Here is a 3,883-nt window from a genome sequence, read left to right on the forward strand (position 1 = left end):
GGCCCGCAGTTTGCGGGCCGCTGCTTTATGGAAAGCGTTCCTTATACCGCGTCTGTCTTCTCCACAGAAACCGCCACAGGCACCGGATCCTCGCTCCCAAGCTCTCCGGTATAGGTAACTGTGACGCTGTCCCCCTCTTCAAGACGCCCCTGATCCACATCCTCGCCAAAGTCGAAAACCTGATAAGTCCCATCGTCAGTAAGCAGAACCAGGAAATCCCCCATACGGTTCACCACACCATTGACCGTTGCGCTGTCCTCTTCCTTCCCGTCGTTGCCGGCGTCCGTCTTTTCAGAGCCGCAGGCCGCCAGCGTCAGCAGTATCAGCGCCGCCAGGATTCCTGTGAGCAATCGTCTCATGTATGTTCCATCCTTTTCCTTGTGATTTTGTACAGCGGAGCCACTGCGGACAGGCACGCCTGTCCGCACCACCTGTACATCCATATAGATAGGTCCGGCCGCCAAAAGGTTGCCGGCATCCGGCGGCTTCTTTGAAAACATTCTGTGAACAGACCGCTGTCCGGCGCGTTGACTTTTACCGCCGCCCATGTTATGCTGAAAAAAATTGATGCTTACCCAGTGGGCAGGGCGGTGCTCTGCCGCTGGGACTTTTTATCACGGCGGGCGATGCGCCCGCCGGAGGAGGGATCCGTATGACGGCCGATCAGGAGTCCCGCAGCCCGCTGGAAACCGAGCCGGTTCAAAAGCTGATCGTCCGCTACGCCATCCCCACGGCCCTGACGCTGATGGTCAACTGCCTCTACAACATCGTGGACCAGATCTTTGTGGGCCAGGGCGTGGGGATCACCGCCATGGCGGCCATCAACGTGGCGTTCCCGGTGGTCATTCTGGTGAATGCCGTGGCCCTGCTGCTGGGAGACGGCAGCGCCGCCAACATCAGCCTGTGCCTCGGCCGCCGCCAGCAGCAAGAGGCGGATGACACCATCGGTCACGCCGCCACCCTGATTGCCGCCAGCGGTCTCTGTGCGGCCATCGTCAGCTGGTGCTTCGCCCCCCAGATTGCCCGGCTCTTCGGCGCTACGGACACTGCCTGGCCGGAGGCTGCAGCCTATCTCCGGACCATTGCCTGGGGCCTGCCCTTCCAGCTGATCTGCCCGGCCTTCACCGCCATCATTCGGGCGGACGGCCACCCCCGGTACAGCATGGGCTGCATGATTACCGGTGCCGTCCTCAACCTGATTCTAGACCCCGTCTTCATCTTCCCTCTGGGCATGGGCGTGGTGGGGGCCGGCATTGCCACAGTCATCGGCCAGGTGGCGGCCGGGGTGCTGTTTCTGGCCTACCTGCCCCGGCTGCACACAGTCCGGCTCCGGCGCCAGGCGCTGCGCCCCACCATTAGGCTCACCGGGCGGATTCTGGCCCTGGGGGTTCCCAGCCTGCTGACCCAGATCCTCACTGCCCTGGTACAGATCACCCTGAACAACCTGCTGCGGGTTCACGGAGCGGCCAGCGTGTACGGCAGCGACATCGCCCTCTCTGTCTACGGAATGATGATGAAGGTCTATCAGATTGCCCACTCCATGTTTGTGGGCGTCTCCTCCGCCGTACAGCCTATCAACGGTTACAACTTCGGGGCGAAGCATTTTCTTCGGGTGCGGCAGACCTTCCGCACGGCCGCCGCCATCGCCCTGGTAATTTCGGGGGTGTGGTTCCTGGTGTTCCAGCTGTTTCCCCGGCAGATCGGGATGCTGTTCGTCTCTGACAGCCCCCTCTACCTGGACTGTGCCCAGCACTGCTTCCGGCTGTATATGGCCGCCTTCTTCCTGTACGGCCTGCATCTGGCCACCGCCTCTTTCTTTCAAGGGATCGGCCGGCCGGTACCCTCCCTTGCCATTCCCCTGGCCCGGCAGGGCGTGTTTCTGATTCCCCTGGCTATTCTGCTGTCCGGCCGGTTCGGCCTGGATGGTGCCCTGCTGGCCGCCCCCATTTCCGACGTGCTGACCTTCCTCCTGAGCTTGCTGCTGGTCCGGCGGGAGTTTGCCGTCTGGCGGCAGAGGGACTGGATAGAAACGTGAAAGTGACAAAAACGCCCCGCCTGCTTTTGGCGGGGCGCTCTTTGCAAGTCTCACTTAATTCAACGGAATTTCTGCATCGCCAAAGCGGATAGCAACGATATCCGTCACATCCAGCGGCACCGGCCAGTCAAAGCTGACATACCATCCGCCGTCCTCCATTCTGCTTCCACCGCCGCCACGGTTCTCTACTTCGGTCCCATCGGCCAGGATCACGGTTGCGTGGAGCCGGTCCATCAGTCCGTCGCAGTAGAAGGAGGCACCTGTTGCGGTAATTTGGAGGTTCGTTAGCGTTGCAACAGCCGGGTGAGATTTTCCCCCTGTACCCTCTAAGGCGCCGCCATCTTTGCCGGTAGCCTGATCCCAGACCATGTGATTCGACAGCACTTGAACTCTGTCGATGGTGATGGTAGGAGACAGGCTCTCTGCCGCCAAAGGAATCGAGAAAGACCACTCTCCTTCACACAAGACCTCATCCTCTGCCCCGCCGGTACGGCGGCGGATCAGGTCGTTCAGATCGATCTCCAGCGCGTAATCTCCTCTGTTCAGCTGGTTACCAGTGGAGATGGTGGCGGAGAACTCCAGCAGCATCCGGGCTGCGCCCTCCCGGGTGATCCCGATACTGTCCAGGCCGTACCCAGCCCCACCATGCTGGCCCCCACTGGGGTCAGGGACGATCTCCGCACGCATCCTGTCAAAGGAATACTGGGCATCTCGGTCAAAGTCCCAGCCCGTCACGTCCAGCAATGCCCAGATCTGACTGCTGCCCACGGTGATACTGTCCACAGTGACGGTCACGTCCCCGCTGGTAACGCTCTCCCCCACTTTTCGGGTCAGGCCGTCGATCACCAGGGATTGGGATTCCGTCATCGAGCTGCCGGTCTCCTCCTCCCACTTCTGCTCAAACCACCACCAGAGGGTGGGACTGGCCACTGCCAGGACCGTGCCCGCCAGCGCCAGCGCCAACGCTGCGGCAATCAGCCCTGCCTTGGAAATACGGTATCTAAACGCTGCCTTCTCCTGTTTCGGCACATTGGCTACCTCCTTTCGCAGCTGCTCGGAGGCATGGATCTGCTCAAATGTCTCCCGATAGATGTTCTGCATGGCTCACTCCTCCCTCAGCTGTGCTTTCAGTTTCTCTCTGGCCCGGGCAAGCCGGGTCCGAACGGTGGAGGGCCTCAGGCCCAGCAGCTCCCCCACCTCCGCCGCTGTGTACCCTTCATAATAATAGAGATACAGCGGCAAGCGGTACTTGGCCGGTAGGGCCATGACCTCTGCATAGAGATTCTGGTGCTCCGGCGTATTGAACACCGGCTCCCGGCAGTCGTCCAGAGGCACCATCCGCCGTCTCCAGGGCGACCGCAGGGCATCCTTGCAGGCATTCACCGTCACCCGTACCAGCCAATGACGCAGCTGGTTATCATCGGGAAACGCCTGCCCGGACCGCCACAGCCGCAGCATGGCCGTCTGGGCTGCGTCCTCCGCGTCCGCCGGATTCCGGAGGCAGTTGAGCGCGATCCGGTACACCATATCCAGATGCTGCTCCGCCGCGGCGGTAAACTCTTTCTCTGTCATGGTCCGTCTCCTTGAAAAGCTTTTCACCTGTAAAACGAGAGCAGCCGCCAATTCGTCCCACGGGGAGAAAATTTTTGAAAAAAATTCCCCGTCCATTGGACGGGGAATTTCTCTCCAGTATTGTTATCGTCCCCACAAAAACAGTGTAGTTGTGCCCCAAAATGACGCCCCATTGAAGTGACCTTAAAAAACGTTCATGGGGCATCACAGCGGTTTCCAAAAGGCCAATCTGATGGTCCTCCAAAAGGATGTTTGGGAAGCCTTCTAAAACGGCGC

At 60.4% G+C, this 3,883-nt stretch carries 4 protein-coding genes; 1 reads left to right on the plus strand and 3 read right to left on the minus strand.

Annotation, left to right across the window (positions count from 1 at the left end):
* Positions 1 to 41: 41 nt before the first annotated feature.
* Positions 42 to 359: a hypothetical protein gene (locus HMPREF1546_RS00010; protein WP_036629543.1), complete on the minus strand. Its 318-nt coding sequence runs from the start codon at positions 357 to 359 to the stop codon at positions 42 to 44.
* A gap of 293 nt (positions 360 to 652) precedes the next feature.
* Here HMPREF1546_RS00010 and HMPREF1546_RS00015 point away from each other — a divergent pair, with 293 nt between their 5' ends.
* Entirely contained in the window at positions 653 to 2,035 is a 1,383-nt protein-coding gene (locus HMPREF1546_RS00015) for an MATE family efflux transporter (RefSeq protein ID WP_021747833.1), read from the plus strand.
* Positions 2,036 to 2,089: 54 nt separating this feature from the next.
* Here HMPREF1546_RS00015 and HMPREF1546_RS00020 read toward each other — a convergent pair whose 3' ends face one another.
* Entirely contained in the window at positions 2,090 to 3,136 is a 1,047-nt protein-coding gene (locus HMPREF1546_RS00020) for a DUF4179 domain-containing protein (RefSeq protein WP_021747834.1), read from the minus strand.
* Positions 3,137 to 3,139: 3 nt separating this feature from the next.
* Positions 3,140 to 3,607, minus strand: a complete 468-nt coding sequence (locus tag HMPREF1546_RS00025; RefSeq protein ID WP_036629520.1) for an RNA polymerase sigma factor — start codon at positions 3,605 to 3,607, stop codon at positions 3,140 to 3,142.
* Between the last annotated feature and the right edge of the window lie 276 nt (positions 3,608 to 3,883).

It is taken from the genome of Oscillibacter sp. KLE 1745 (genome assembly GCF_000469445.2).
GTDB classification, from domain to species: Bacteria; Bacillota; Clostridia; order Oscillospirales; family Oscillospiraceae; genus Oscillibacter; species Oscillibacter welbionis.